This is a genomic window from Gemmatimonadota bacterium (assembly GCA_016209965.1).
Lineage (GTDB): Bacteria > Gemmatimonadota > Gemmatimonadetes > Longimicrobiales > RSA9 > JACQVE01.
In genome coordinates, this window is sequence record JACQVE010000004.1 from 1 (window position 1) to 6,104 (window position 6,104).

Annotated in this window: 3 protein-coding genes; 1 reads left to right on the forward strand and 2 read right to left on the reverse strand. The window is 66.5% G+C overall.

Features of this window, described 5'->3' with window-relative positions; all coding sequences use genetic code 11:
* Positions 1-1,913 (reverse strand): TonB-dependent receptor (locus HY703_00130; protein MBI4543586.1); only part of this gene is annotated, 1,913 nt, incomplete at its 3' end.
* 573 nt (positions 1,914-2,486) lie between these two features.
* Here HY703_00130 and HY703_00135 point away from each other — a divergent pair.
* A complete protein-coding gene (locus tag HY703_00135) occupies positions 2,487-5,777 on the forward strand; it encodes a TonB-dependent receptor (GenBank protein ID MBI4543587.1) in 3,291 nt (1,096 codons plus the stop codon).
* A 133-nt stretch (positions 5,778-5,910) separates the two neighbouring features.
* Here HY703_00135 and HY703_00140 read toward each other — a convergent pair.
* Positions 5,911-6,104 (reverse strand): hypothetical protein (locus HY703_00140; protein MBI4543588.1); only part of this gene is annotated, 194 nt, incomplete at its 5' end.

Below are 6,104 nucleotides of genomic sequence, written 5' to 3' on the forward strand. Positions count from 1 at the left end.
AGCCGGGCCTGGTCGCCGCTCAGGTCGTAGGTGAACGAAAGCCGGGGCGAGATGCCGCTGAAGTCCGGCACCACGTCCGCCCGGACGCCGAACGCCGTCTCGAGCGCGGCCACTTTGCCCGGCTGGTCCTGGAAGCTCGTGCCGCCGTAGCGCACGCCCGCCGTCAACTGGAGCCGCTCGTTGACCTGCCAGTCGTCCTGCGCGTAGGCGCTCCACTCGAGCGCCTGGAACTCGGCAAAGGGCACATCGTACTGCGGGCAGTATACCTTTTCGCCCAGCGCATTGGCCTCCAGCGGCACGGCGCACTTGCGCGTGAGCCGGAAGTAGTTGGCCGGCCGGCCCTCCGCGAAGTCCTTCAGGCTGTTGAAGGTGTAGCTGCCTGTGCCGAGCAGCCAGAACTCGTTCTCCGTGGTCGAGATCAGGTTGTTCGTGCCCAGCTTGAAAGTGTGCGCACCGGACCGGATGGTGAAGTTGTCCACGAACTGGAGCTTCTTCTCCTTCAGCCGGTTGCGGAAGATGATGCCGTCCCCGCCGAACACGATGCGCCGGAAGCCGTCGATGGCCACCGAGACCTGCGGGACGTAGCCGCCGTCGGGGTTCGCGGGCCGGGGGCGTACCTCATCCGACCACTGGAAGCGCAGGGTGTTGAACGCGCGGCCGCCCAGCACCGAGTTCAGCTCTGCCACGGTCGAGAACACCGTGTCGCGGAAGGGGCCGCCGTTGGTGATCGCCTCGGTAGCGCCGATGCGGTCGTTGGTCTGCTCGAAGCTCGAGTAGTTCTGCCGCACCGTCAGCCGGTGGCTGCGGCCCAGGTTCCAGTCGACGCGGCCGAAGAGCACCAGGTTGTTCTCCTCCTGCTCCTTCTCGCCGTAGAAGCGCCCGGGGCTGGGAACGCCGTACTTCTGCTCCAGGATCTGGAGGAACTTGTTGATGCTGTCCGGCTTCGCGCCCGTGGAGGCGGGCGTGGCGGCGAAGATCGGCTGCGTCTTGCGCTGCACATCCACAGACAGGAAGTAGTGCAGCTTGTCGCGCACGGCCGGGCCCGAGACGTTCAGGCCGAACTGCTTGGAGGTGAAGTCCCGCGGGTCCTGGTTCAGGAAGTCATTGGCCGTCAGGGCCTCGTCTCGCTGCAGATAGAAGAGCGAGCCGCGGAATTCGTTCGTGCCGCCCTTGGTCACCGCGTTCATCACCCCGCCCAGGTAGTTCCCGTGCTCGACGTCGAAGCCGTTCGTGATGAGCTGGAACTCCTTGATCGACTCGAGCGAGAAGGCAAAGGGCGTGCGCGAGGAGCCGCGGTTCTCGCCGAAGAACAGGTTGTTCGCATCCGCGCCGTCGATCTGCACGTTGGTCGCCGAGGCGCGCGCGCCGCCCACCGCGAACTGACCGCCCGTCCCCGTCTCCGGGTGCGGACTTACCAGCGGCGAGAGGTTCAGGAAGTCGGTGAAATCCCGCCCGTTCACTGGCAGGTTCTCGACCTCGTCCGGACCCACGCGCTGCACCACGCCCCCCTGCGTCACGTCGATCCGGGCCGGCGCCGCCGTGACCTCGAGGGCCGCCACCTCGACCGCCTGCACCGGCAGCTCGAGGGTGACGCTCACCACATCGCCCACGCCCACGTTGTACCCGGACTGGGCGATGCCGCGGTAGCCGACCGACGTCGCCCGCAGCGTATACGGCCCGCCGGGCGGGATCAGCGGCAGCAGGAAGCGGCCATCCTCATCGGCCAGCGCGCTGCGCTCCAGCCCCGTGGCCTCGTTGCGCGCCACCACCTGCGCGCCCGCTATCGGGCGCCCCTCCTCATCGGCCACGCGGCCGCGGAACGCGCCCGTTGTGGCGCTCTGCTGCGCGCCCAGGGGAGCAGCCAGGCCGCCCAGCGCGATGCCCAAGGCGACGAGCGTAATCGTTCGCGCCATCCTCGGTTGCATAAATCCCCTCCTCGGGTTCGAGTTGGTAACGCGGCGGGAGTCCAGAGCAGTCGCGTGCTGCCCGCCAGTCAGAGTGCGGAAAAACTGCGATGTGGGGCGGTTTTTTTGGACGTGGTCATACATAGCATCGCCCCCCGCGCCGCGCAAGGGCGCAACCCCCTCTCGCGCCCCGGGCCCAGGCCGCCCCCTCCAGGGCGGAGCACCGGTCCCGCTCCCTCCGCGTCACACCAGGGCGGTCCCGAGCGTTCACTGTTAGGAGCCGCCGCGGAACACTACAGAGGTCGTGGACCACGGCCCGGGCCTGCGTATCTCGAGCCCATTCGCTGGCGGCTTCTTCAAGGCTTGACGGCGCTTCGGCGTGTGCCTATCATCGGGCCGCGTCCGCACACGTCAGGGCGATTAACCTAATCCGCTTTCACATTCTGTCGGCTACGGTCTCAGTGCGCCTCGATCCAGGCGCCGGGCAGATGCTCCCGCGCTGGCGGGCGCCTTCGGTGCGACCGGCCGGCTAGACGGATTCTCCAATCCTACACCTCAACAAGCGAGTCCAATATGAAACGAGTGACGCGAACCTCCCCGGCGCCCTGGGCGGCCCTTTTCCTGGCGCTCCTCAGCCTCTACCCCAGCGCCCCGGCCCAGGCACAAGGTGTGACTACTGCTGCGGTCAGCGGCAAGGTCACGGACCCGGATGGGAACCCCCTATCCGGCAGTGCGGTCAAGGTGACCAATGAGGCGACCGGCGTAGTCAGAGGGTCCGTTGCGGATGCGGCGGGGCAGTACTACGTGCCGGGCTTGCAGGTCGGCGGGCCATACACCGCGGAGGCCAGCAGTATCGGCTACGCGGCCAGCAGCCGGGGGGACATCCAGCTTACGCTGGGGCAGAAGCTGGTCTTGAATTTCGAGCTCCAGGTTCAGGCGGTCGCGGTCGCGGGGATCACGGTGGTGGGCGACCCTACGGTGACTCAGGTCATCAATGCCGGCCGAACGGGGGCGGAGCAACTGGTCACGGACAACCAGATCCGCAACCTCCCCACCATCACACGCAATTTCACCGACTTCATCTCTCTCTCCCCGCTGGTGGGTGCGGGCGGCGGCGCGACCTCGGTGGGGCAGCAGAACAACCGCTTCAACAACATCCAGATCGACGGCGCCATCACGCAGGACCTGTTCGGGCTGGGCGCCACCGGGCAGCCTGGCGGGCAGGCGGGCGCCCGCTCCATCTCGATCGAGGCAGTAAAGGAGTATCAGGTTCTGACGGCGCCCTTCGACGTACGGCAGAGCGGCTTCTCCGGCGGGCTGATCAATGCCGTGACCAAGAGCGGCACGAACCAGTTCCGGGTCAGTGGCTACGGCTTCATGCGCAATGAAAGCTTCGTGCGCGAGAACCTGGCCGTGGCCGGCCGGGACGTGCCGATTGGCGACTTCAAGAACCGGCTGGTGGGCGGCACCATCAGCGGGCCCCTGGTGCAGGACCGGGCGCACTTCTTCGTGGCCGGCGAGTTCGAAGCGGACGAGCGGCCCTCCTCTGGAATCGCCATCGGCCGCGAGGCGCCGGCCGTTACCGGCATCGACCCGGCCAAGGCCGACAGCTTCGCCACGTTGCTCACCCAGAAGGGGGTCCAGCCGCTCTCCTTCGGCGCGCGCACCATCGAGAATCCAAATAACAACCTTTTCGGCCGTATCGATGCGCAGCTCACCCCCACCCATGCGCTGACACTGCGCCACAACTGGGTCAAGGCCGAGGACGACAACGTGCAGGACCGCAGCGCGACGGGCACGCGCTACTCGTTCGAGTCCAACGGCTACTTCTTCGAGTCCAACACGAACTCGACTGTGGCGCAGCTCAACTCGACGTTCTCCAACGGCTCGTACAACGAGCTCATTGCCGGCTGGACGCGGATCCGCGACCGGCGCTCGCCGGAGACGCGTTACCCGGTGGTCGAGGTGCGCGTGACGAGCACCATCGATGGCAAGCCGGTCAACAAGTTCCTGCGCGCGGGCGCCGAGTTCTTCTCACAGGCCAACGAGCTGGACCAGGACAGTTGGGAGCTCACCGACAACTTCAGCTTCTCGAAAGGTGACCACCGCATCACGGTGGGCGTGCACGACGAGATCTTCAAGTTCCGCAACCTCTTCGCGCCCGGCAGCATCGGCCAGTGGGACTTCGGCAGCCTCACCGACTTCGCCAACAACAAGCCGAACCGGTACTCGCGCAATCCGCCGTTCCAGCCTGGGCTGGACCTTAACGCGCGCTTCACGGTCAACCAGTTCGCGCTCTACGCGCAGACGGAGTGGACCGGGCTGAAGAACGTGGTCGTGACCGGCGGCCTGCGCTACGACATTCCCTTCGTGGGTGACGAGCCAGCGGCCAACGCAAAGTTCGCGGCCGCCTTCGACCCGGCCAAGAACGCCAAGTTCGGGCAGGCGTTCCCCGACGCGTTCGCCCGCAGCACCGACGAGGTCGCCTCGGGCAACGGCATCCTCTCGCCGCGCCTGGGCTTCAACTGGGACATCCATGGTGACCGCACGGCGGAGGTGCGCGGGGGCGTGGGCATCTTCACCGGCCGCCACCCCTACGTCTGGCTGTCCAACATCTTCAGCAACAACGGATTGCAGCAGGTCACCATCAACTGCACCACGGCCGCCACCATCCCGGACTTCACCCTGGACCCGGCCAACCAGCCGTCCACCTGTAAGGCCGCCGGTCTGCCCGAGCCACCCAGGGCGGCCATCAACCTCATCGATCCGGATTTCAAGTACCCGCACCACCTGCGGGCGGATCTGGCAGTCGACCACGAGCTTCCCTTCGGCGTTGTGGGGACCGTGGAGTTCCTCTACAACAAGGCGAGGAAGCAAATCTTCCTGCGGGAGTTAAACGTCGACTTCTCCAAGCCGGTGTCCACCACTCAAGGCGGGCGGCCAGTCTTCGGCACGCAGCGGGCAGGCGCCCTGGCGGCAGGGGCCGGCAATAACAACCTGGCAACACCCAACCGCCTCTCGAATGACTTCCTGCAGGTCGTCGAGCTCACCAACAGTGACCAGGACCGCGCCTGGAGCCTGACTCTGCAGGCGCAGAAGCGCTACGCACGTGGGCTCGAGCTGAACGGGTCCTACACCTACGCGGATGCCAAGGATGTCTCCGGACTGACCTCGAGCATCGCGACGTCCAACATCGGCTTTAACCCGGTGAAGGGCAGCCCGAACGCTCCCGAACTGGCGACCTCGGATTACGAGACCCGGCACAAAGTCGTCCTGAGCGGCTCGTACGACGTGAGGTCGTGGCTGACCTGGTCGGTCTTCTACGTCGGCAATGCGGGGGACGGCTACTCGTATACCTATGACGGCGACGTGAACGCCGACGGCTACGAGGCGCCCAACGCGAACAACCGCAACAACGACCTGCTGTACGTGCCCACCGGGCCGACGGACATCACGCTGACCAGCGCGGCGGACTGGGCGCGTATTGACGCCTATATCAACGGCGAGCAGTGCCTGCGCGAGAACCGGGGCAAGATCATGTCCCGCAACGCCTGCTTCGAGCCGTGGCACAACCGCGTGGACACGCGACTGACCTTCCGCGTGCCGACCGTACGCGGGCAGCGGGCTGAGCTGATCTTCGACGTGTTCAATGTCCTGAACCTCATCAACAAGGACTGGGGCCTCAACGAGGGCGTCCTCTTCCAGACCATCGAGCTGCTCGAACTGCGCGGCTGGGATGTCGCCAACAATCGCGGCATCTTCCGCCCTGCCGGTGGGCTCCGGCTGGACGCGAACAACAACCCAATCGTCTTCCAGACGTTCGATCCATCCTCGCGCTGGCAGGCGCAGTTGGGGATCCGCTACTCCTTCTAACCGCGCACCGGGCCCCTGCCCTGACGCAGGGATAGGGGCGCAGAAGAGACGCAGGGAGCAATACTCCCTGCGTCTCTTTGTCTCTGGCGTTCCCCCCTGCGGCCGGGGCTGCGGTGGGGCGGCGGGCGGGGGCCTAGTTTGCCACTGCTACCGTGCGGCTGGGGGCGATGAACCGCTCCGCCAGCTCGACGTGTTCTCGCGAGCCGATGTAGAGCGGTGTGCGCTGGTGCAGCGTTTCCGGGCGGATGTCCAGGATGTCCTGCTCGCCGTCGCACGCCCTGCCGCCGGCTTGCCGGCAGATGAGCGCCAGCGGCGCAGCCTCGTACA